Origin of the sequence: Devosia sp., from assembly GCF_024707125.1 — a bacterium.
Lineage (GTDB): Bacteria > Pseudomonadota > Alphaproteobacteria > Rhizobiales > Devosiaceae > Devosia.
In genome coordinates, this window is record NZ_JANQAH010000011.1 from 310720 (window position 1) to 333872 (window position 23153).

Annotated in this window: 19 protein-coding genes and 2 pseudogenes; 12 read left to right on the forward strand and 9 right to left on the reverse strand. The window is 56.5% G+C overall.

The window, feature by feature from the left end; all coding sequences use genetic code 11:
* Positions 1-137: 137 nt before the first annotated feature.
* Complete coding sequence (locus tag NVV77_RS22015; protein WP_367178640.1) at positions 138-314, forward strand: helix-turn-helix domain-containing protein; 177 nt, start codon at positions 138-140, stop codon at positions 312-314.
* A gap of 273 nt (positions 315-587) precedes the next feature.
* Here the strand turns inward: NVV77_RS22015 and NVV77_RS16510 are convergent.
* Positions 588-1847: pseudogene (locus NVV77_RS16510) on the reverse strand (amidohydrolase family protein); the annotation flags it as partial.
* A gap of 446 nt (positions 1848-2293) precedes the next feature.
* Between NVV77_RS16510 and NVV77_RS16515 the strand changes: the two are divergent.
* The 4 genes from NVV77_RS16515 (at position 2294) to NVV77_RS16530 (ending at position 6230) form a co-directional block, all read left to right on the forward strand.
* The gene (locus NVV77_RS16515) at positions 2294-3271 is read left to right on the forward strand and encodes a helix-turn-helix domain-containing protein (protein WP_295415063.1); all 978 of its coding nucleotides are present in this window, start codon (positions 2294-2296) and stop codon (positions 3269-3271) included.
* 255 nt (positions 3272-3526) lie between these two features.
* Positions 3527-4582 (forward strand): helix-turn-helix domain-containing protein, encoded by a 1056-nt coding sequence (locus tag NVV77_RS16520; RefSeq protein WP_295415064.1) that lies wholly within the window; start codon positions 3527-3529, stop codon positions 4580-4582.
* 848 nt (positions 4583-5430) lie between these two features.
* Entirely contained in the window at positions 5431-5862 is a 432-nt protein-coding gene (locus NVV77_RS16525) for a bifunctional 2-polyprenyl-6-hydroxyphenol methylase/3-demethylubiquinol 3-O-methyltransferase UbiG (RefSeq protein ID WP_295415065.1), read from the forward strand.
* Positions 5859-6230 (forward strand): hypothetical protein, encoded by a 372-nt coding sequence (locus tag NVV77_RS16530; RefSeq protein ID WP_295415066.1) that lies wholly within the window; start codon positions 5859-5861, stop codon positions 6228-6230. Before NVV77_RS16525 ends, NVV77_RS16530 begins: the two co-directional genes overlap by 4 nt.
* Here the strand turns inward: NVV77_RS16530 and NVV77_RS16535 are convergent.
* Together NVV77_RS16535 and NVV77_RS16540 are read right to left on the reverse strand one after the other, a co-directional pair.
* Entirely contained in the window at positions 6227-7105 is an 879-nt protein-coding gene (locus tag NVV77_RS16535; RefSeq protein WP_295415067.1) for an O-antigen ligase, read from the reverse strand. The genes NVV77_RS16530 and NVV77_RS16535 overlap by 4 nt on opposite strands.
* 619 nt (positions 7106-7724) lie before the next feature.
* Positions 7725-9008 carry a nucleotide sugar dehydrogenase gene (locus NVV77_RS16540; protein ID WP_295416169.1) on the reverse strand — a complete coding sequence of 428 codons (1284 nt, stop codon included), beginning with the start codon at positions 9006-9008 and terminating at the stop codon, positions 7725-7727.
* A gap of 205 nt (positions 9009-9213) precedes the next feature.
* On the opposite strand from NVV77_RS16540, the gene NVV77_RS16545 reads away from it, so the two are divergent.
* The 5 genes from NVV77_RS16545 to NVV77_RS22020 all read left to right on the forward strand — a co-directional run bounded on the left by NVV77_RS16545 (position 9214) and on the right by NVV77_RS22020 (position 15180).
* A complete protein-coding gene (locus NVV77_RS16545) occupies positions 9214-10239 on the forward strand; it encodes an SDR family NAD(P)-dependent oxidoreductase (RefSeq protein WP_295415068.1) in 1026 nt (341 codons plus the stop codon).
* Positions 10239-11360 (forward strand): glycosyltransferase family 4 protein, encoded by a 1122-nt coding sequence (locus NVV77_RS16550; protein WP_295415069.1) that lies wholly within the window; start codon positions 10239-10241, stop codon positions 11358-11360. Before NVV77_RS16545 ends, NVV77_RS16550 begins: the two co-directional genes overlap by 1 nt.
* 45 nt (positions 11361-11405) lie before the next feature.
* Positions 11406-13364 (forward strand): asparagine synthase (glutamine-hydrolyzing), encoded by a 1959-nt coding sequence (asnB, locus tag NVV77_RS16555; RefSeq protein WP_295415070.1) that lies wholly within the window; start codon positions 11406-11408, stop codon positions 13362-13364.
* Positions 13365-13689: 325 nt separating this feature from the next.
* Positions 13690-14790, forward strand: a complete 1101-nt coding sequence (locus NVV77_RS16560; RefSeq protein WP_295415071.1) for a hypothetical protein — start codon at positions 13690-13692, stop codon at positions 14788-14790.
* 78 nt (positions 14791-14868) lie between these two features.
* On the forward strand, positions 14869-15180 hold the full coding sequence (locus tag NVV77_RS22020) for an EamA family transporter (RefSeq protein WP_367178662.1): 312 nt from the start codon (positions 14869-14871) through the stop codon (positions 15178-15180).
* Between the two features lie 5 nt (positions 15181-15185).
* Here NVV77_RS22020 and NVV77_RS16565 read toward each other — a convergent pair.
* The 5 genes and pseudogenes from NVV77_RS16565 to NVV77_RS22030 all read right to left on the reverse strand — a co-directional run bounded on the left by NVV77_RS16565 (position 15186) and on the right by NVV77_RS22030 (position 18912).
* Positions 15186-16362 (reverse strand): annotated as a pseudogene (locus NVV77_RS16565) (DegT/DnrJ/EryC1/StrS family aminotransferase).
* Positions 16363-16476: 114 nt separating this feature from the next.
* Positions 16477-17064, reverse strand: coding sequence for a sugar transferase (locus NVV77_RS16570; RefSeq protein ID WP_295415072.1), 588 nt, complete (start codon positions 17062-17064; stop codon positions 16477-16479).
* Between the two features lie 39 nt (positions 17065-17103).
* A complete protein-coding gene (locus NVV77_RS22025) occupies positions 17104-17349 on the reverse strand; it encodes an asparagine synthase-related protein (protein WP_367178641.1) in 246 nt (81 codons plus the stop codon).
* Entirely contained in the window at positions 17309-18292 is a 984-nt protein-coding gene (locus NVV77_RS16575; protein ID WP_367178663.1) for an asparagine synthase-related protein, read from the reverse strand. Before NVV77_RS16575 ends, NVV77_RS22025 begins: the two co-directional genes overlap by 41 nt.
* On the reverse strand, positions 18223-18912 hold the full coding sequence (locus NVV77_RS22030; protein WP_367178664.1) for an asparagine synthetase B: 690 nt from the start codon (positions 18910-18912) through the stop codon (positions 18223-18225). Before NVV77_RS22030 ends, NVV77_RS16575 begins: the two co-directional genes overlap by 70 nt.
* A 593-nt stretch (positions 18913-19505) precedes the next feature.
* On the opposite strand from NVV77_RS22030, the gene NVV77_RS16580 reads away from it, so the two are divergent.
* Together NVV77_RS16580 and NVV77_RS16585 are read left to right on the forward strand one after the other, a co-directional pair.
* Positions 19506-20501: a glycosyltransferase family 2 protein gene (locus tag NVV77_RS16580; protein WP_295415073.1), complete on the forward strand. Its 996-nt coding sequence runs from the start codon at positions 19506-19508 to the stop codon at positions 20499-20501.
* A 171-nt stretch (positions 20502-20672) separates the two neighbouring features.
* Positions 20673-21188 carry a class I SAM-dependent methyltransferase gene (locus NVV77_RS16585; RefSeq protein WP_295415074.1) on the forward strand — a complete coding sequence of 172 codons (516 nt, stop codon included), beginning with the start codon at positions 20673-20675 and terminating at the stop codon, positions 21186-21188.
* A gap of 15 nt (positions 21189-21203) precedes the next feature.
* On the opposite strand, the gene NVV77_RS16590 is transcribed toward NVV77_RS16585, so the two are convergent.
* Positions 21204-23069, reverse strand: coding sequence for a nucleoside-diphosphate sugar epimerase/dehydratase (locus NVV77_RS16590; RefSeq protein WP_295415075.1), 1866 nt, complete (start codon positions 23067-23069; stop codon positions 21204-21206).
* Positions 23070-23153: the final 84 nt, after the last annotated feature.

Sequence of the window (23153 nt, forward strand, 5' to 3'; positions counted from 1 at the left end):
CTCAAGATTGCTCGCGCCGACATAGAGGCCCATCTGGACGACGCCAATCTTAGCCTCGAAGCGGTCGCCGCCCGGCAGAAGGTTTCCCCCGCTACCTGCAGCGGCTATTCGCCCGCGAAGGTCAATCCTTTTCCAGCGTGCTGCGGCGCGCCCGTCTGGATAGAGCGCGCGCCATGCTGGAAAATCCGCACAATGCCGGGCGTTCGATACTTTCAATCGCCCTCGAATGCGGCTTTGCCGAAGCCTCCGCCATGAACCGTGCCTTTCGGCAGCACTACGGCGCCAAGCCCAGCGAGCTACGCTGGCGCCCTTGAGGCGCTGGATGGTCAGGCATCGGAGCAAGCGGACGGTACAGCCCGGCCAACACCCCACGAAAGCCGCCCCTGGACGATGGTCAGCGTCAGCGGGCCATTGGAAAACGTGGTTCCGTCCGGCCCCATGGAAGGCAGAATGACCTCGGCCGCGTCGTTGACGGAAACAGAGGCGCTCTCGCCCATCAAACGCACCGCCAAGCGGGTGCCATCCTCGCAGATGTACTTGCTGACCGGATAGGGATTGCCCACGCCGATCGATGCACCGGAGGCGGCGAGCGTGTTCTTGTGGATGTTACCGTCCTTCATGATGACGACGAAGTTGTCTGGATTGGCGACGAGGTTGATGTCTTCAAGCGGATTGCCATCGACAAGCAACAGGTCAGCGAAGGCGCCTTTCTCGATAACGCCGATAGTGCCCGGATAGGGATTGCGGGGCCCTGTAAGCTGGAGGAGCTCACCATTGGTGGCCGTCGCCATCTTCAGAATTTCCGCCGGGCTGAACCAGCGCTGCAACAGCGTCAGCATGTGCCCCTGGGTCTGCGCCATCTGCGACGAGAACAGGATGTCGGTGCCGAAGGCGGTCTTGATGCCGTATTGCTTGGTGAAGCCATACAGCCTGTCCGTGCCGGTAATGACCTCGCGCAGCCGCTGCATATTGGCCTCGGGCAGCGAGATGGCCTGCTCGAAGCTCTCATCGAAGGGCTGCGTGCTGAGCCAGACGCCTTTATCGGCCATCATCTTCGCTGTCTCGTCATCGATGAGGTGACCGTGTTCGATGACTTTCACCCCCGCCTCCATGGCGCGCTGCATCGCCTCAGTCGTATAGGCGTGAACGGCGACATAGGTCCCCCAGTTCTCGGCGGCTTCGACGGCAGCGCGCAGTTCTTCAGAAGTGAAGGTAGACACATCGAGCGGGCTATGCGGCGAGGCAACGCCACCGCCTGCGGTAAGCTTGATGTGCACGGCGCCAAGCATCAGCTGCTCGCGCGCCCGCATGCGCACCTCGTCGGGACTATCGGCAACCATTGCCATGCCCAGCTCTTCCACACGGGTCAGATCACCGACCGCGCGCGGCAATTCGTGCAATGCGCGGAAGTCGCCGTGCCCGCTGGTGACCGTAATAATGGCGCCTGAGGGATAGATACGCGGGCCAACGACCAGGCCCTCATCGATTGCGCGCTTCAGCGAGAAGGCCGCGCCACCCATATCGCGCACGGTGGTGAAGCCGCGCATCAGCGCCGCTTCGGCCTCTTTGACGGCGATAATGGTGCTATAGCCCAAATCGTTGGCAAGGCCCTCTTCGGGCGTAATGCCGACCATCGTCGTGTGCCAATGGGCATCGATGAGCCCCGGCATCAGCGTGCGGCCGGCGCCATCGATGATTTCCGCGCCATCGGCCTCGATAGGGTCGATCGAGATCGTGTCGATGACATTGCCGCGCACCAGAACATTGCTGGCTAGCGAGAGCGCATCGCCGAGGCCGTCGAATATGCGGACGTTCTCGTAAAGCACGAGCCCTTCGTCCTGTGCCATGGCCGGCAACGTGGTCGCGGAGCAAGCAAACGTCAGCAGCAAACACCCGACGAAATGAAGCGGCGAGGCGGTACGATGAACAGCTCCGGCGAATGGATGATGGGAACTAAAGGACATTTTCGAGAGCCTCCAAACGCTAGAAGTGCAAGCACGGCACCGAACTATGCCAGTGCTTGGCCGAGGCGCCCTGTGCTTCACGTCCCATCTCTGGTCGTGTGGTCTCTTTCTTGCCGATATGGCCTTGCGGCCGATCCGCGTTCCACGCAGGCCGTCAACGGCAAGTGCGAGCCCCGATCAGCCGCCCCTTCACCGACGCCGACACGCATCGCTCACTCAAGTTGCGGGGCGCGATATTTGGGGTAAGCTCGCATACCGACGATGCAGCCTGCGCGGGGGCCGACCTGTCCAGTTTCTTCCAACACGGCGTCAACTGGGGAGGGCCATGAATGCGGGAGGCGCCGAACTGGTACGCGCGCAAGTACAACTCCATCGCGGCGCGCTCCCGCGAAACCGACCCCGATGCCGAGTTCCATATCCGGCAGATCGGCAAGCAAACTCACGCATCGCGCCTGGCAACCGTTGCCCATGGTGATGCATTTGTCCTGGACCTGCGGGACAAGGGCGGCATCGCAATGTCAGGCGCAATCAACGACGATGCGCTGACGGCGGTATTCCTCTGGGGCGAAGGCACCACCTTCAATGGGCAGCAAAGCCCCATTCCCCAATTGCGGATTCTCGGCCCGGGAACCGAATTCAAGCTTGAAATGCCCGGAAGTTATCGGCTCATGCGGATCGGCCTGCGAGGCCAGATGCTCGAGGCCCTGCGCACCGGTCGGTCCGAGCAGCATGATCGATACTGGCTCACGCCTGGCGTGCATGCACGGCCCTTCGTTCCAATCGCTGAACTGGAACTGCAGCAGAAGCTGTTGCGAACGGCCGGGTATGCCGAAGTTGCGGCCCGGCGCGGCTATGACCTCAGTGCCGGCCTGGCGGTCGCGGCGAGCGAGGCCGGCGCCGCACTCGCTCTCTTGCTCTCCAACGCCGAAGACCCGTCAATTCGTGTCCTCAGTTCGGGCGAACGACGCGACATCGTTGACGCGACCCTCGCCATATTCGAGTCGAGACCCCAGGTTCCGGTGTCGATCAGCGCTGTGTGCGAAGTGCTGGGCGTTGGCGAGCGCATGCTCGAACGCGCGTTTCAGGAGCGCCTGGGGCTCAGCCCTCGTTCCTACGAGAGGCAAAGGCGGCTGCGAGCGGCCCATGGCCTCATCCTTACCGACGGTGATCGTCTCTCGATCACCGAAATCGCCATGAGCTTCGGCTTCTGGCACCTTGGCCGTTTTGCCGGCGCCTATACGGCACTCTTCGGGTGTTCGCCCAGTGAAACGCGACGGCGCATCTGGGTAACAGTATCGCTGGACTGATCGACCTTGACGCGAGCCGACATGGCAGACGGCCCGCGTCGTTGGCCCGGCACGAGCCTTCGTCGAGGCGCCCGCTAGTCACTACTCATGTCGGAAAGTGGATAGAGATTTCCGGGTGAGTGAAGGATTCTGCTGACGCAACCTCGTTGCCGCCGCTCGCTACCAGGCGTGCGTCCGCGAGATTCGCGACGAGCGGCATGCGATCACCCGCACACGATGGCGCATCGCTGGGCCTGCCAACAGAGGACAGCCTTCTTGTTGTTCGATCTCGCTCCACCCGCTGCACCGCCTCCAGCTGACAGATCTCATGAGGGCGAGCGGCTACAGTGCTCCATCGAGTTGAACACCTCTTCCGCGCCCCCTGCCGAACAGTTTGACTTCTTCCGCAGCTGGTATGCCGGTCTGGCCGAAATAAGCCCATCCCCGAACGTGCTGCCGTCATTTTCCGCGCGACAAATGGCGTGGAGTTTTGGCCGACTGACCTTAACCTATCTGAGCGCACCCGAAGTCTCGTTTGCATGGCGGAGCCTGAAAAACCCGACAATGGACAGCTGGTGTTTGCACCTGGCGCTGCCGCGCAGTCCGCAGCGGGGCAGCAAGACGGTGGGCAAACTGAGCCTGTTCTCTCTCGCCGACCAGTTTTGGGGATTCTCGGAAAAATGCGATCACCTGGCCCTGTGCATGCCCCGCAACTTGCGAAGTGTTCAACCATCTCGAATTGCACTTCGAGAGGAAGCAAAGCAGTTCCTGACGGACTACATGCTTCTGCTGTTTCGTTCGCTTCCCAGCCTCAGAAGTACGGACGTAACGCAAATCGACGTTGCGACCACCAATCTACTGGCCGCATGCCTGGTGCCTTCGCCGGATCATGCCGTGGAAGCGCAGAGGCATGTCGAGATCACAATCATGAGTCGCGCTTGTCGAATCATTGAGGAGCACCTCGCAAATCCGGCTTTGACACCAAGCTTGATCTGCCGCGAGATTGGCGTTTCCCGCTCGCGACTGTACCGAATTTTTGAACCAGTCGGGGGCGTTTCGGCATACATCCGTCGTGAGCGTTTACGAAAAACGCGCGATGCGCTGGAGAACGGCTCCGACAACCGACCGATCTTCATCATTGCCGGACAATGGGGGTTTTGGGACCCCTCCGCATATAGCCGGATGTTCAAAAAGGAGTTCGGCGTTTCCCCTAGCGACGCACGCGCGCATGGCACGCGCAGTGTTGTGTCGGAACGATCAAACGACGCAGCGACCCTGCGAGATCTGCTATTCAGCAACTACTTCTCACCCATTCGTCGTCAAAGTAGATGAGGTCGGACCTTTGCAAAGCCAAACCCGCGCCAGTTCATCAAATGCTGACGCCTTCACGGCGTTCCGCACGAAGCTGCCCTACCCCACCGCCCCCGGCTGCGCTGTCCACGACTGCGCGCACGAACCTTGCGCAGGTCACCAACTCCTCGCCGTCAGGATTACGAGTGCCCAGGGAACTGAAAACTTTCATTCCAGTCGTGTCCGTTGACTGAGACAGCGAGCTCTCAGGACTGCGCATCGCTGACATTGCCTGCGGCAGCGGTCAAAACTCGCGGTCATTGAAAAGACTATTTCCAACGGCCGTATTCGAAGAATTTGACATTTCCGATTTTGCCCACGACTACCAGGAAATTGAAATGAAATCAAAATAAATATTGTATATATGTTCGAGATTATTAGGCGCCATGCTCCGAAGAATTGATCAACAGACCTTCACAATTCATAAAAAATGTTGAATAAACCATCAATAGTATTGGCGATCGATTAGGCATGGAGCGTTAATACTTTTACGAACCGAGCGTTATTTGTAGCATTTTTGGCAAATCTTGCATCAAACGCTGATTATTTTAAAGCAGATACAGAAGGAGCCCTCGATGCGAACGAACTCAGCCAACCGCTGGGCGATCCGTTGAACTCCATCGCTCCCTTCCCCTCGGGAGTCCTGCGTACTTCATGATACAGCCTCGCGCTACGGGCGCCATTGAACGGCAAAAGGCTTTGGACTCCTCCTCGGTTTGTAGCAGAACACCTCTGGAACGCCCCAACAGCATCTTCCTTGGAGCCTGCATTTGGCCTAGTTCTCCAAAGACGATGAACTGCGCGGCGACGCGCACCATAGGGAAGCTACTGTGAAAACCCCAAAAGACAAAAAAACAATCGCGGACTTTGGTGAACAATGGACGCGGTACCAGGACAATTCTGGCTTTTACGGGTCAGTGGGTCTTTTGGCGGACTACCTGGAGCCGCTTTTCCCGATCGAAGAGGTAAATGGCCTGCGCGTAGCGGATATCGGCTCTGGATCAGGACGTATCGTCGCAATGCTGCTGCAGGCCGGTGCCGAACACGTTGTTGCTGTCGAACCCTCGGATGCATTCCACGTGCTTGCGTCCAACACGTCGGACGTCGCATCAAAGGTCACATTAATCCACGCCCCCGGAGATCAACTCAAGGTGGAACACCCGCTTGACGCCGTGGTCTCGCTAGGAGTGCTCCATCACATAGAAGATCCTGGCCCGACAGTAAGAGCTGCACATGCAGCGCTTAGGCCGGGGGGAAAATGATTGCCTGGTTGTACGGCAGAGAAGGCAACGAAGCCTACCTCGCGATAATTGAGCCAATTCGGTGGATTACCACACGCCTACCACACTGGTTATTGGCGGCAAGTTGCTACGCCGCTGATCTGCTGGTCATGATCTACGCGCAGTTATGCAAATTCGGTCGCCTACCGTTGCGAGCCTACATTCTTGAAATCTATGCCAGGCTGCCTGCAGATAAGCGGCGCCTAGTCATATACGACCAGCTCAATCCCACCCACGCCAAATACTACACGAAGGACGAGGCAATATCACTCCTTGAGGCGAATGGCTTCTCCAACGTCAAAGCCCATTGCCGCCACGGCTACAGCTGGACCGTCATGGGCGAAGCTTAAGCACAGCACCAGATCAAATCACAGACAGGCAGGAGTAAGCACGTCGTCTGCACACTATCAAGCCCCCCAGGCGCGACGTTCTGCACAAGTTGCGTTGAAGGCTTAGGCGCACCGGAGACAAGACCACTGTGACGCAGAAGTAGAGGAATGCTTCCAGCCGAAAGATACATAGCGATCCAGAATAGCGGCTGCCGCCCCAAATAATGGAACAGCGCGTAAGACGCCACGGGCATCAAGCACACAAGTAAGTATACTAAAACTCCTTCCTTGTGGGCATTCCAAATGACGAAACCAGCCAAAACCAGGAAAGCAACAAGCCCCAAAACCCCAGTTACAACAAGTAGGTCTATAGCGGTGTTGTGGGCTTCATTTAAAGTAACACTACCCGTAGCGGGATTGACCAGCGGCACATGCGCACCGGGTCCTAGCCCCACCAAGGGTGATTCTGTTACCGCAGAGATGGCATTGCTCCACAAGAGAAACCTGACGGATCCCTGACCGTTATCGGCCTCCATGTCCAAAAAATCACCAGAACTGCTTGCACCTACTGGTATTGGAAAATCCACGTTTATGGGGAGTGGCACATGGGCGAGAAGCAAAAACGAGGCAGGCAGAACGAGAACAAGCCGGATGCGCACTCGCTTGCCGCGCAGATAGTTTGTACATGCGACCACCGAAATGAGCACCAGTGCGGTAGCGACGGCAGGCGTGAAGGCAGAGCTTCCCGACATTGCGCCGGCGAGACCACACGCGCCAGACGCTAGCGACAGCACAGGCGCTGGAAGCGTCCTAAGCAGATCAAGCACTGCAAGGAACGCAAGCCCCACGACGGCAAGAAATGCTATTTGATTGGGATTGTTCGAAAGTCCCTGCAACTTACTAGTCCCCTAATAGTACATCAGGCGTTGAATTGGGCTAGGAACGATCGCGATAAGCACAAAAAGAAGCAATGCCAGAGAGACAGCCAAAGCAATAGACTGAAGGTAGTTTACCTCCCTGCGATTGCTCATCAAAATGAATGCACAGGAAATAAAGAAGGTGAAACCGTAAGCAATACTATCCCGGACACTTAATCTCTGAGGATCTGTAAAAAACACGAACGCAGCCGCGGCCCCAACAAGCAGCAGAAAACAGGTCGCGATAATTAGTGGTCGAAGGGGTGGCTTTTTCCGGAGAGCACCGCCGCCCCAGCTAGAACAACGCATATGAGCGCCGCAAAAACCTCCGCCGGCCCCACCGAGGAACCTTGTTGAAGCTGCTTGAAAGCCAACCCAACGATAGCCACAGAAAATAGATAAGGCGCAAATGATGATGAAAGCAGTCTAGCGGCGTATGGCGCCACCCGTTGGAGCGCGTCTGACGGCATCTCAATACCCCTCATCAACTTGGAGTGAATCACGACAGATAAGCGATCTCCGAGACCCTCAACGCAATTCCCGGACTAGGGTGTCGCACATTTGATCTATGACCGGGCGCAAAGGAGATCGCCGATCGTCATAGACGCCAGAGCTCAACACCTTCGGGCTTCCCGCTAGGATCGAGCTTGCTCTTTATGTCGAGGACTAGGCCCGATTTGTCAGCAAGGCTCGTGGTGATCAATCCCCATCCGCCTTCAACATACTCATTATGCGGCACTGCAAGGATTACTGCGTCCGCAGGGGCTAAATCGTCAATCGGCGTTAGTTCGTAGCCGTACTCGTGCCGCAAGTCACTGGAGCGCGCAAGTGGATCGCTGATCTGGACTGCTATGCCAAACTTCTCGAGCTCACGGACAATATCGACCACACGCGTGTTGCGAATGTCGGGGACGTTTTCCTTGAAGGTCACCCCCAAAACGGTCACGCGCTTAACGACCCGCCCCGCGGCCATCGAGAGCTTTATGCACTCCTGCGCCACTCGAACGCCGGTTGAATCGTTGACCCGACGGCCAGCAAGGATCACTTGAGGGTGATAACCCTCTCTCTCTGCACGGTAGGTAAGATAGTACGGGTCAACCCCTATGCAATGCCCTCCCACCAGGCCGGGCGAAAATCCAAGAAAATTCCATTTGGTCGCGGCAGCCTTCAATACCGACGCAGTGTCCACTCCGAGCAGGTGGAAAATCTCCGACAGCTCGTTCATGAACGCGATGTTGATGTCCCGCTGAGCGTTCTCGATGACTTTTGCGGCCTCCGCCACCTTAATCGATGGCGCGATGTGAATTCCGGCCTTCACGACAGCCCCGTATACGGCGGCGACGATTTGAGCGGTCGCTGCGTCTTGGCCCGACACCACTTTGCAGATCGTTTCAAACCGATGTTGTTTGTCCCCGGGATTAATTCGCTCAGGTGAATACCCAACGAAGAAGTCGACTCCCGCCTTCAATCCTGAATGCTTTTCGAGCACCGGGATGCAGTCTTCTTCCGTCGCGCCGGGATACACCGTCGATTCGTACACAACGATATTGCCCTTTGAGAGCGCGGCTCCCACCGTCTTTGAGGCGCTGAGCAGAGCGGTCAGATCGGGGCGCCGCGCGCCATCGATTGGGGTAGGCACTGTCACAATAAAGAAGTCGGCATCGCTCAAGTCAGCGGCGTCATTCGAAATCTTGATATTGGCCGCGACGAGGTCGCCGGGCTCGATCTCCCTGGTCCAGTCATGCCCTTGGCGTAGCGAAGACACTCGTTCAGCATCTATGTCGAAACCCAGAACATCCGCCCCCCGTAAGCCAAACGCTACGGCTACAGGCAACCCGACATAACCCAGGCCAACTACCGCCAACTTCCTCTGAGACAGTATGCTAATATCTGTCGTCATTTTTCACCTCTGGCAATGGCCCCGATCGGCGACGCTATTAGAAGATTAGTCATTTATGCGCAACCGAGATCGCCCCGCATCAAGCCATTGGCTCGGTATACTCGACATTCCGCATGCGTGACCATGTGATTGCCGGTGGCGTGGAGTTCGGCTACACGAGCACTCTGCGGTGAAAGGAACACGTCTCATGCCGGATGTGCAAAAGCGCTCTGTACTCATTACCGGTGGCGCTGGTTTTATTGGATATAACCTAGCTAAGCGGATGCTCGCGGACGGCTGGCGCGTTACCAGCGTCGATGGGATGACGAGCTACTATGACCCAGCCCTGAAGCGGCGTCGCCATGACATGCTCGGTCAGTCCAATTCTTTCAAAGCACATGAGATCATGCTGGAGGATTATGACGCTCTGGCAGTTGCGTTTGCCGACGCCGCGCCAGATATCGTCGTCCACTTGGCGGCACAAGCCGGGGTTCGCTATAGTTTGGAGAATCCAAGGGCCTACATCGACGCCAATTTGATCGGCACCTTTAATGTCATGGAGTGCGTCCGCGAACATCGGCCGGCGCACTTTCTGCTTGCATCTACCAGCTCAGTTTATGGCGCAAACGTAGATATGCCCTTCGGGGAGGTTGACAGAACCGACCATCCCATCACGCTCTATGCCGCGACAAAAAAGGCCACCGAGAGCATGGCCCATTCCTATGCTCATCTCTGGGCGCTACCGACAACAGCGTTTCGATTCTTCACCGTCTATGGCCCATGGGGCCGTCCCGACATGGCGCTGTTTAAGTTTGTCCGCGCAATGCTGGCCGGCGAGGCAATCGATGTTTATGGCGAGGGCGACATGCGTCGCGACTTCACCTACATCGACGATCTGGTCGAAGGCATCGTCCGCCTGATAGAAGTCCCTCCTGTCACCGGCCAACCGGTGACCTCGACGCAAGACTCTCTCTCGCCTGCGGCGCCCCACCGCGTAGTGAATATTGGCGGCGGCCATCCAGTTGGATTGCTCGACTTCATTTCAACGATTGAAGCCGAACTCGGAATAGCGGCAATCAAGAATATTATGCCGATGCAGCCTGGCGATGTTCGAGAAACATACGCCAGGGCCAACCTACTCGAGGCCCTAACGGGTTATCGGCCGGCAACCTCAGTCGAAACCGGCGTGAAAGCCTTCGTGAAGTGGTACTTGGAATACCACAAGGCACCGTAGTGGCACGAATAGCTATTGTAGCAGGGTTGGCCAGTTCGCTGGTCAATTTTCGTGCGCCATTAATTGATGCTTTGTTGGCTCTGGGGCATGAGGTGATAGCCATTGCGCCGCCGGCCGACGATGCTACCAGTGCTTGGCTATTTGAACGCAACATAGCGTTCATTTCTGTGGACTTGGCCCGCTCATCGCTGTCCCCGTTGCAGGACCTACGCACTTTCGCGCAGATCCGGTCAGCGCTCGCCAAATCGAAGCCTGACGCCGTCATCGCGTACACCATAAAGCCGGTAATCTATGGCACGCTGGCGGCCAAGCTAGTTGGTGTTAAGCGGCGGTTCGCAATGATTACGGGTCTCGGCTATGCGTTCACCCAGGGCGAGACGTCGATAAAACGTCGCTTGGTAAACCTGGTTGCGGCCAACCTCTACCGAGTAGCTCTTAGACAGGTTGAAATCACACTGTTTCAAAACCCTGACGATCTTCTGGCCTTTCATCAAAACGGCATCCTCAGCGTCAAATCCCCCACAGCCATCGTCAATGGGTCTGGGGTGGACACGGAATACTTTTCGCCTGTCCCTTTACCAAATGCGGCTCGATTTCTGATGATTGCGCGTCTTGTAGCCGACAAAGGAGTGGCCGAGTATGTCGCTGCTGCCAGACTGCTACGGCAGACGCATCCGAATGCGACCTGTCACCTAGTGGGCCCACGGGACCCCAACCCAGCCGTGCTCGATTGGAATCTGATTGAGTCAGCCATCGGCGAGGGCGTTCTAAACTACCATGGAGAACTTTCCGACGTCCGACCTGCAATTGCGGAATGCAGTGCGTACGTGCTGCCGTCTTATCGCGAAGGCACACCTCGTTCTGTCCTAGAAGCTATGGCAATGGCACGTCCGATCATCACTACAGATGCTCCTGGCTGCAGAGAAACTGTTGAGCCTGGCATCAACGGCGTTCTAGTGCCGGTCAAAAATGCGCGAGCGTTAGCAGACGCAATGGGCAAGTTTGCTAGCGATGCCTCTTTGCGCGAAACGATGGGGAAGGCCAGTCGTGCCATTGCGGTATCGAAGTATCGCGCGCAAGACGTCGCAAATTCAATCATCGCGGCGTGCAATCTAAACTAAGCGCGCGGTAAGCGGGCACCTTAAGCTCTACCGAAAGAACGTTCCATGTGTGGTATCGCTGGCATTCTAACAGGCTCGGACGTGCAAGCCCCTCAGGACGCACTTGAGGCTATTACCGGCCGCATTCGGCACCGTGGCCCCGACGCCAGCGGGCTGCACCGCGAAGTGGATGCACCTCTTCAATTCGGTCATACGCGCCTCGCCATTGTAGATTTGACCCCCAGCGGTGCCCAACCGATGCTGTCCCATTCCGGTCGCTACGTTATCGTAATGAATGGCGAGATTTACAACTATCGCGAACTGCGCAGCAAACTTGATAGCGAGGGCGTGGCGGCATGGCGTGGATCGTCCGACACAGAGGTTCTCCTTGCGGCCTTCGAAAACTGGGGGGTTGAAGCCGCACTGAGCCGGGCTGAAGGCATGTTTGCGCTGGGGCTTTGGGACCGCCAAGAACGCACGCTCACGCTCGCCCGCGACCGGTTTGGCGAAAAGCCTCTCTATGTGGGAGAGACCAAAGAAGGCATCGTGTTCGCTTCGCAGTTGAGTGCGATTCTTGCCTATCCGGGGTTCTCCGGACGCGAGGACGAAGACGCTATCGAAATGTTTCTCGCCCTCAGTTATATTCCCGAACCTCGCACGCCTTTCCAAAACGTCTGGAAGTTGCCACCGGGGACCTACGCTCGCCTATCCCCTGGCCAGAGAAAGGTCGAACCCGTTGCGTATTGGGATGCCGGCGAAGCAGCTTCGCAGGCCCGTCAAAATGTCGTCGACCAAGCCCTTAGCACGGCAGACATTGTCCAGCAGATCGAGAAACGGCTGTCTGATGTCATCGGCAATCAAATGGTTGCCGACGTTCCATTGGGAGCCTTCCTGTCGGGAGGCATCGACTCTTCGCTAGTCGTAGCGCTGATGCAGGCACAGTCGTCAAAGGCCATCAAGACCTTCACTATCGGCTTCAAGGACGAAGCCTATGACGAGGCTCCTTACGCGCGAGCCATAGCCCAACACCTCGGAACCGACCACACTGAAGTCATACTTGATTGGGCTGAAGCGCTGACGCTCGTAGAACGGTTGCCCGAAATCTACGACGAGCCGTTTGCTGACTCTTCGCAACTGCCAACCCACTTAGTGTCAGCAATTGCCCGTCGCTCGGTTACGGTGTGCTTGTCTGGGGATGGCGGCGACGAAGTCTTTGCCGGCTATAACCGACACTTCATGGCCACGCAGTACAGCCGTGCGCGTGCCATGATTCCTACCCCCCTTCGTAGGCCGACGGCCCATGTTCTAAGGGCAGCCGCTCAGCCGCGCTTCGCTGGACTGCTCACCAAGCTTGGCAATATCGTCGGGGCGAAGGGCGTGAAGCTGGCAAGCGAAAAGCTGAACAAAATTGGCTCGGCCCTTCTCAGCGATAGCGACTTGGATTTGTATCTTGGGCTGGTACGCCGCGATGAGGGGCTGGTTGCCTCTGAGGCACTGCGCAGCCATTTTCTTCAGGAAATTGAAGGCATCCAAGGCAGCGTAGATGGCCTTCCGGATACCATGATGATCATGGATACCCTGACGTATCTGCCCGGCGACATTTTGGCGAAAGTGGATCGTGCTGCGATGGCAGTCGCGCTTGAGACTCGCGTGCCCTACCTAGACCATCAGTTGTTTGCTTTGGCGTGGAGCCTTCCCATAACCGACAAGATCAAAGGAAACCGCACCAAGGCCATTCTACGCGATATTTTGTCGAAGCATGTGCCCGTCGAAATGTTTGAACGACCAAAGGCCGGCTTTGGCGTTCCGATCGAAAGTTGGCTGCGTGGTGAATTGCGGGACTGGGCCGAGGCAAACCTATCGTTGTTCCAAGACGCCAATCCCAAATATTCTGGGATCGTCCAGGCCGCACGTGATAAGTTTTATTCTGGAGAGGGACATCTCCATCACTTTTTGTGGAATGTTTTGATGCTTCAGGCCTGGCAGGCGCGATATAGGAACGCGTCCGCTCCCGGGAAATGCTAAGATTTGTAGGCCTTTACGGCATCAATGCGGTTTCGTTTTTAACCAATGTTGGTGCCATCCTCATCTATTCCGCGCTCGCTGGACCCGCTGGGTATGGCACATACGGCATCTATGTCGCCTTCATGTCGGTATTTCTCATCGTAGAAATGTCCTTACTGAAGACAAGCCTTGCCGTGGCAGAACGAGGCCGGCGAGATCTTGACGAGACAGACGCGCGCGCTACGGCGAGCCGCTTTCTCAGATTTGTTCTTATTCCAATACTAGTCGGCTCTCTTGGCCTAGTCGCAGCAGGCGACCTAATCTTCCCCCCGACGCAGTCATCAAGATGGGCGGCTCACAGATTGCTCTGATCGTGGTCGCGGAGCACCTACTATCCTATCCTGCAAACAGGCTGAGTTTTTACCTAGCACGCAGCGGCCGCTTCAATGCCGTCTATGGTCTGCGCCTGTTTGGCACTTTCCTGCGCCATGGCTTCGCCTGGATTGCCTTGCTATTGACCGGATCAATAGAAATGGCGATCTCGGCAATTGTGCTAAGGGGGCTTGTGTTCGGTGCCCTATCTCTCTTTTGGCTTTATCGCGATTTCTCTCGGACAGAGAGCAAGGGCAAGCGTCTCCCTTGGACTGCCTTCACTACGTTCGCCGCATTCACGTCGACCGCCTTTGCACTACTGGCTATCCAAGAAATTCCCTCTATCTTTATCGCCCGCACTTTCAGCCGCGAGGTGCTCGGCAGCTACCGCTACCTCTACGACCTCACCGCGGCCATATGGTTCGTTGCAACCATATATCCGACGGTTCTGTTTTCGTACCTTCTGCCTAAATATGGCATCTCTGACCCCTCGGCCACCCGCCATCGGATAGCGCCGCTGAGCGATGCCTTATTGGTGTTCCATCTAACCTACTATCTCGCGGTGTCCACTCTGCTCTCTGCGATGACCCGCTTTGAACTCGATCTATTTTCGACACAGATGCCGTTTGCCTTTGGGTTGACGGCCGCCGTTAGCCTCCTCGGCTACAGCCGGTTTCAGATCGAAGCGGTACAAGCATTAGGCAAAGGCCGAGCGGCACTTATCTGCGTCACCGTAAGCGCTGCACTTGTCGCCGCGTTCTTCTGGCTTGTTCCGGGTATGCCCGATAAACAAGTCATAGGGATTGGCTGGCTTTTAGGTCAATTGGTGCTCGCGGTGCTGCTGAGGCTTGTCCTCTCTATGTCAACAGGAGATATTCCTGCCGCAATCCGAGACATCGCGGTAATGGGGGTCGGCTTTTCCAGTATGAGCATCGCAGGGAACATACTGACGGCCGACGCCCTCGTATGGCTCGGCATCCTGCTGGCATTGGCCTCTGCCCTCACCGGCATAATACTCTTTGTGCGCCTCTTTAAGCTCATCCGGGAAGGCGACCCTGCGCGTCAACCAAGTTAGCTGCGCGGACAGCCATAGCAAAAATGGATCGGCAATATGCGAATTGTTCACATCGCCATGTGCTGCGCGTTTGCCGCAATGCTCGCAGGCGGTCAGATCATGTTTAAGTTTGCCTCTGCCGATGTCCAAGTACAGATCAAGAGATCATTGTGGGCTGCGCTCCTCTCGCCTTGGCTCCTGGCCGCACTGTTTCTCTATTTGGTGACAGCTGGACTATGGATCTGGATACTTACGAAAGTCCCTCTAAGCCGGGCGTATCCCTTCTCTATGTTGGGCGCGGCGCTAGTCCCAGTGCTCGCGCACTACATATTCGGGGAAACCCTGCCTCCCACATTCCTGATTGGAATAGCGCTGGTCTTGGCTGGTCTAGTGTTCGTGCAAATGCCCTGAACGACTCAAACTGAAGCTAGTGTCATCACCTGCTCTATTGCCGATGAAGTTCTGGCTATTTCCTCGCCGGTCAACGTCGGATGCACGAGAAATGCAAGACTTGTCTCACCCAATTCACGAGCCACCGGCAGTCGCTCTGCTGGCCGCCATCCAGTATTGTCGAAAGCCTTCTCAAGATAGACTTCGGAGGCAGACCCTTGGAAACAAGGAACGCCCTTAGCCGAAATCTCGGCAACGATTCGATCCCGTGTCCACCCCTCAGCGAGACGGCTTGGCTCAACAAAGGCATAGAAGCGGTAGTTAGCGTGCCGAAACTCGGCCGACACCTGCGGAACCCGTAGTGCCGGAAACCGGCGGCAGGTCGTTGCCAACATGAGAGAATTGCGCATTCTCGCCTCACTCCACATTGGCATTTTCTGTAGCTGCAGCAGACCAATTGCTGCCTGCATTTCGAGCATGCGCCAGTTGGTGCCAAATGTGTCATGCAGCCAACGATATCCAGGTGGATGAGAACGTTCGTAGACCGCCTCCCCAACTTTTTCCGTGGTCTTTGTACGACCACATAGCCGACCACAAGTCACGGTCGTTGGTCGTTACCATCCCACCCTCACCGCCGGTGGTCATGATCTTGTCTTGGCAGAAGGACCATGCGCCAATGTCGCCAATCGAACCAACGCTCTTGCCCTTGTAGAGCGCGCCGTGTGCTTGCGCGCAGTCTTCGATGACCTTCACGCCGTGCGCGCGCGCGAGTGCCATGATCGGATCCATGTCGCAGGGCATCCCTGCGAGATGGACACAGATTATTGCCTTCGTTTTCGATGTCAGGACTCTGGCGATAGTTTCAGCAGATATGTTCTGGCTGTCGCGGTCAACATCGGCAAACACCGGCACTGCGCCTTGATTGACTACTGTGGATGCAGACGCGAGGAAGGTCCGAGGAGCTACGACAACCTCATCCCCTTTGCCAATGCCAAGGGCGATGAGCGCGATATCGAGAGCGACGGTTCCGTTCATCAACGATACCGCAAAACCACTCCCGGCCCACTCGGCAAACTTGGCCTCAAACTGCCGGCAGACGTCGCCGGTCCAGTAGTTGACCTTATTGGACGCCAGTACGGCACCCACGGCGGCGATCTCCTCGGCATCATACGATGGCCACGGCGCGAAAGGAGTATTCAGCATTATTGCCTCTAATCTGCAGATCCGCTGCGATCGCGGTCTTTGCGACAGTAAAGGGAGGAAACGAAACTATCGGCACTGGCGCCGTCCAACGACTAAGAACAAACGGCCCAATCACTAGCCCTTGAATTTTTCAGCTGTCGCTGACCCTTCCATCGTAATCCCGTCGCGTCGTAGAACCTTAACGACAGTCATCGCGATGATTTTACAATCAAGCCAGAACGAACGGTTATCGACATACCATACGTCGAGAGCAAACTTCTCGTCCCATGATAGTGCATTGCGCCCCTTGACTTGGGCCCATCCCGTCAGCCCCGGACGAACTTCGTGCCTTCGCGCCTGCTCCGGCGAATACAGGGGCAGGTACTCCATAAGCAGTGGTCGCGGGCCAACAAGGCTCATATGCCCAAGAATAACATTCCAAAGCCCTGGCAATTCGTCCAAGCTAGTTGAGCGCATAAGCTTGCCAAATTTGGTTAGACGTAAGGAATCATGTGCCAATTCACCATGCTCGTCACGCTGGTCGGTCATAGAGCGGAACTTCAGCATTGTGAACGGTTTGCCGTGCAACCCTGGTCGCGTCTGCCTAAACAACACGGGGCGCCCCAGGCGTGTCCCCACCAGAACTGCTGTGATTAGCATTACTGGGGAAAGCACCACCACGGCGCTACTGGCCAAAATAATGTCGAGTGCGCGCTTGATCATGCTCGTCCATCGCGCGTTGCTGGCGTGAATGTCAAGGCATCACGAGGTAGCTTCACGCCAGACGCCGTGAACGAGTAGGGCCCACAGCAAGTAACCATGATCTGCCTTTTTTGCCTCGTGCATTCGCCACAAATCTCTGACCGCATCGGGACGCAGAAGCGGATAAAATATGTCAGGATTGGCCTCAAAGAAGGTCTTAGAGAGCCGCAAAAGATTGGTTCGGAGCATCCTAGCTACCGGCACATTAAATCCGAGCTTCTTTTGCCTCGCCAGGTGAGGAGCCATACCCAGGGAGCGCGCCAAGTCGCGCAACACCGCCTTCTTTTTCGCGTGCGATCAACAAGCCGCTCGCCAAGTCGCCGGCCAGCTCCATTACCGGTCGCTCCAGGAAAGGCACTCGAACCTCAAGGCCATGCGCCATGCTCATCCGATCTACCTTCGTGAGCATATCTGCAGGAAGATAGTGCGTCTGGTCGGCGAGCAGAGCCCTATCCAATACCTCACCATTCGCAGCATTGTATGCGTGCCGGTACGCAGCAAGTGGATCAGCTCCGAGAACAGGAACGAGAGCAGGTCCGTAGAGATCTTTTACCAAGGAACGCGGTGTTATTCTTCGCCATTCGGCATGATACGCTCCTTCTGGCGCGGCAATGCCGGCGCCGAAACGAGCCAGGAACTGAAGCGGGCCAGTCCGCCCCTCGTGGCCAGCGGAAACTCTAGTTGCCAACGCGCTCGCCAGTCCGGCCGGGCCACGCACAACGCCCCAACCCAGACGCTCAGCAAGTGTGGTCGCCAGATAAGTGTCATATCCGCCGAAGAACTCATCTGCTCCGTCGCCAGAAATAGCCACCGTGACGTGTTGACGTATTGCACGGCAGATCATGAAATGAGCCAGTGCGCTTGAGTCCGCCAACTCGCCGTCGACTGCCAAGGCGACCGACCTGAAGTCCTCGACTATGTCGGACTGCCGATCTACAAACAGTGAATGCCATTGATGGCCGCCAAAGCGAGCGAGATGTTCCGCTCCTTTGCCCTCATCAAAGGTCGAGGACTCGAACCGTGCAGTGAAGGCAGGTACGTTGTCGCCAGGTACCAGCGCAGAGAGGATGCCACTGTCGATACCACTGCTCAGCATCAAGCCCACAGGGACGTCTGAAACTAGTAACTTCCTGCACGTCGCTGCCAGAACTTCGTGAACCTTGTCCCGAGCGACCGAGGCGCTCGAAATCGTACCGCTACGAGTTGGGCGCCAGTATGATCTAGTCTCAACCTCATGCTCAAAAAAGATGCTGTAGGTCCCGGGGGGATCTGACTAACACCTGCCACAAGACTATCACCGACGTTACAATAGCCCGCAGCGAGATAGGCGTGAAAGGCTCTGGGATCAATTGTGCTTCGCACTCGCCCCGAAGCAAGGATGCCCTTGAGCTCGCTGCTGAATAAAACCGCGTCCGCCTGTTGGGCGTAGTAGAGCGGCTTGATTCCCACAGGATCGCGCGCCAATACGAGTTGGTTCCGCGTTCGGTCCCATATCGCAATTGCGAACATCCCCTGCAAGCGCTCGAACAGCCCAGCGCCCCAGAGCTTCCATCCTATAGGAAGAATCTCCGTGTCGCACCGTGTTCGAAAGCGGTAGTCCGATTGCGCTTCAATTTCCCTGCGAAGGGCGGCGTCATTATATATCTCGCCGTTGAACGTAACCATGATATCCCCGTCGGGATCCAGCATAGGCTGCCGACCCGACTCGGTGAGATCGCGGATAGCAAGCCGTCGGTGCCCAAACATGGCGGGGCCAAGCGCGTGAATACCAGCGCCATCGGGGCCCCGATGCGCCAGCACATCGGTCATCGCCTGGACCGTGGCCGCTTCGGCTCCTCCCGCCCAGACGACCAAACCACTAATTCCACACACGGCACTCTCCTGTGACAGGAATAACGTCCAGCGCCCGAATGGACTGGCTTCCTGCGCAGCTAACGGGCTGCCACCACTCTCTCACGCAGTTTAGAACGTGTTAGTTCAACCACAGCGCCCAACGAAATCTCTATCTGAAGCGGCTTTTCGATCAGTTTCAGCATCGTGAAGGTGCATAGTGACTTCGACCCAGTGCCATAACTCTGGCACTACCGGAACACGCTATGAAATTCAATTCCTTGGATAAAACAGGCGGAGACTCAGAGCTCCTCACCTAAGCGCGAACCACGGATATGCTCGGAATTCGGTCGGTGAGGCAATATATCCACTTACCGCCAAGATCCCGAGGATGACAGCAGCAGGACCAGCGTGCAAAAAATTGGCGCGTACCGAAGGGCAACTATCGGATTAACGACCAACTCGGAGTTAGCACTAGCAAGTGAAACCCAGACCAAACGCGGAGCTGTTGATCAGGTGAGCCATAATGACAAATCGGTTTTGCAATCGCTCCAAGTGGCGCTAAGACGCATATGCAGACGTCTTGCCGACACATGCATGGGGTAGAACAAAAAGAAAAAATGCGATCGATGCAACAAGACGGGCGATGGGCCAACCTCAGCGTTGTCGTACCGGCGTTCAATGAGCAATCCGGCCTGGGCGTAACGCTTGACAGCCTGTTATCCGAGCTTCCAGGAGCAGAGGTTATTCTTGTCGACGATTGCTCCACAGATGGCACCTCCCAAGTCGCGCTTGAGCGCGGTATCATAGTCGTGCGTCATACTTTTAACCAGGGGCAAGGCGCCGCTCTCAAGACCGGTATGCTGCACGCAAACCGAGAATATGTAGCCTGGTTCGATGCAGACAATGAGCACAGAGCAGAAGACTTGAAGCGCATGACGGACCTGATGCGTTCCAATGACCTTGTCGCTGTAATCGGGCAAAGAGGCGGGTCGGCATCATTTCTCCGCGGCGCAGGGAAATGGCTTATCAGGCTTGTCGGCAAGGGTCTGAAAATCAATGCGGGCGCCGACCTAAACTGCGGTTTACGAGTGTTTCGGCGCGAGGTCATCCTTCGATATCTGCCGCTCATTCCGGACCGCTTCAGCGCAAGCCTTGTCACTACGCTGACGATGATCGAACGGCGATATCCGATTCTGTTTGAGCCGATCTCCGTCAACGAGCGCATAGGGCATTCGACGGTCCGACTAAGGGATGGTTTCGAAGCCTTGTTCTTGCTTCTACGGTCGGTACTCTTGTTTGCCCCTATGCGTGTTTTCCTTCCCATCGGCACGGCATTAATTGGGATCGGAGCACTCTATAGCGCGATTGTCGCCGCTTGGGTGGGCAGAGGCATTCCCGCCGGCGGCCTCCTCTTGGTCGTATTGGGTATGATGCTCATCATTTTGGGTCTGATCGCGGACCAAATAAGTCAATTGCGATTGTCTCAATTGCCTCAGATGCAAATGGCCAAGCGCATCCCACATATCGAGACAGCGTTGCAGCAAGGGAACGCAGATGCGGAATGACCCCCCCTTAAGATGTTTGAGGGTGCTCCTCCCGCGTGGGCGCTATCCAGGAACAAGTCCTACATTCAGACCATATACGACTTTGTCGGGGCGCCGCTGCGCATGGTGCTTCTTCCAGACCACGTTAGCGAGCGGTGGCATCTGACTTCCCTGCGCGCTGAGCGCTTAGGAATGGTCTTGGACGCATTGCGGGGTAGGTGCCTGGATATTGGGGCAGGCGACAATATGTTGCTTAAGCTCTACCGAGAGCGATCCCGCCAAGCGGACAGCTTCGACGGCGCGGTGGCAAGTGTCGGCGTGGACGTCGTTGACTGGGGCTCCGATTGCGTGATCCTGCCCAACTGCCGCTCCCTCCCGTTCAGATCCGCCTCGTTTGACACAGTTACGTTCGTCGCTTGTATCAATCACATTCCTGAGCGGGAGGCCGCTCTTGCGGAGGCCCTTCGCGTGCTAAGGCCTGGTGGACAAGTAATAATCACGATGATCGGCTCGTTGATAGGAAAGATCGGCCACGCAATCTGGTGGTACAGCGAAGATAAGCATCGCGACATTGCTGAAGGCGAGGTCATGGGCATGGACGCTGACGAGATCGAAAGACTGATCGCCCAGTCGGGATTTACCGACTGCGTCGAGACCGGTTTCGTTTACGGCCTTAATAGGATGTGGATCGCACGGCGCCCTCTCTAACCAAGGTGCCTGCTCCTACTGAATGGCCTCAAACAGAACGCGGCGCGCCTCGGGTTCATCCTGGGATTTCAGAGCCGATGTCAACTCAAGCAGCGCATTGTCGATCGCGTCCTTGGTGGTATCGCTATTAGCTGCCCGGAGAATTTTGGTGTGGCGCGTCTTCGTCACGTTGGTGTCATCGTAGAAAAGCTCCTCGTACATCTTCTCGCCCGGTCGTTTTCCGACTGTAAGAATGTCGATGTCACCATCTGGATGCTCCTCATCCCGCACACTAAACCCCGCCAGACGAATCATATTTTCGGCAAGATCACGAATAAGGATGGGCTCTCCCATCTCGAGCACGAACACGTCGCCGCCTTCGGAAAGCGCGCCAGCTTGAACAATGAGCTCGGCAGCTTCGTGAATTGACATGAAGTATCGAGTCATTGTCGGGTCGGTCAGTGTCAAAGGGCCACCCTTTGCGATCTGCTCCTTAAACAGAGGAACGACCGAGCCATTGGACCCTAGAACGTTGCCAAACCTTACCGAGCAAAACCTCTGTCCGGTCTTCTTCTCTAGTGCGCGGCGCGACATTTGGGCCACGATCAGCTCCGCCCATCGCTTTGTAGCCCCCATTACGTTGGTAGGATGGACAGCCTTGTCCGACGAGATCAGGACAAAGCTATCAACACCAAATTCAAACGCAGCGCTCGCAACATTGAGGGAGCCGATAACGTTGTTATAGATGCCCTCGAGAGCGTTGGCCTCTACAAGCGGCACATGTTTGTGGGCCGCGGCGTGAAAGACAACCTGAACGCCAAACTGCTTAATTGCATGCTCGACCCGAGCACGGTCAACTATTGATCCGAGTACTGGGACCACCGCTTGATCGCTCGAGCCGGAAAGTTCGCGATCAATCTGATACAGTGCAAATTCGTTCGCCTCGAACAAAATAAGACGTTGTGGCGACCATTTGACGATCAGTCGGCACAGTTCAGAGCCTATAGACCCTCCTGCACCGGTCACCATTATGGTTTTGCCCGCTATCATTGCACGCACCAGGTCGACATCGGGAGGTACGGACGAGCGGCCCAAAAGCTCGTCGATATCGATCTCACGAATCTGGTTTACTAGGAACTTTCCGGATACCAGGTCGCCCAAAGGCGGCAGGGTCCGTATCTTTATCCCTTGGCCACTTATCCGAGCAATAATTTCCTTTTGCCGGGCCGCGCCGGCGGAGGGGATTGAGAGAATGATCTCCTTCACACCATACTCCGTCACAAGGTACCTCAGGTCCTGAGGCGAAAATACCTTCACGCCTGCAACCTCACGCCCGCGGAGAGCCGGATTGTCGTCAACAAATCCTGCGATGAACGTATTTCGCTGATTGCGCAGTGCGACGGCGAGTTGCGCGCCAGCCGCACCCGCGCCATATATTGCCACCGCACCCGCCGTCAGACGTTTTCCTGACTTTGGAAGAAGAAGTCGTTTCGCGGCGAAGCGGCTCCCCCCGACAAGAATGCTGCCCAAAGCCCAATAAAGGACCGGCACTGACCTGGGGACCATCCCCTGCCCCGTCATCTCCGACAAGAATGCAAGGACGACCCAACACAAGGTCGCAATTGTCATCGCTTGCAGTATCGTCCAGATCGCTCGCTCTGGCAGATATCGGATGACAGACCGATACAACCCCAAACGGACAAAAATCGGAATCGCGATAAGAGGCGCGCTAACGATAACAAGAACTTGGTTTAGGCCCGTCGGGTGATAGACGACGCCGTATCGCAATGCATAGCTCCCCCACAGAGCAATGAATAGCGCGACCACATCGAACGCGATCAAAATGACTCGCTTCCAGGAACCAGGGAGGTTAGCCAAGGTTGAGCTCAGCGCTTTTTGCATTCAGTGGAAGCTTTCGGCAATTAAGGGGTGCCCTAAGGCGACGTAGCAATAGCGACACTGGACGGCGGGATAAAGCCTCTGATG